We start from the raw sequence: 220 nt of genomic DNA, 5'->3' as shown, positions 1-220 counted from the left end.
TGCTTCACCCTCACCGGCGCACCTTCTCCCGAAGTTACGGTGCCATTTTGCCTAGTTCCTTCACCCGAGTTCTCTCAAGCGCCTTGGTATTCTCTACCCAACCACCTGTGTCGGTTTGGGGTACGGTTCCTGGTTACCTGAAGCTTAGAAGCTTTTCTTGGAAGCATGGCATCAACCACTTCGTGTTCTAAAAGAACACTCGTCATCAGCTCTCGGCCTT

The 220-nt window shown here is 51.8% G+C and carries 1 rRNA gene; it reads right to left on the bottom strand.

Annotation, left to right across the window (positions count from 1 at the left end):
• A 23S ribosomal RNA gene (locus ACM6I6_RS29045) occupies nt 1-220 on the bottom strand; the annotation flags it as partial.

The organism is Pseudomonas sp. IT-P218, from assembly GCF_949767605.1.
Taxonomy (GTDB): Bacteria; Pseudomonadota; Gammaproteobacteria; order Pseudomonadales; family Pseudomonadaceae; genus Aquipseudomonas; species Aquipseudomonas putida_AE.
This window is presented reverse-complemented; position numbering and strand designations above follow the sequence as displayed.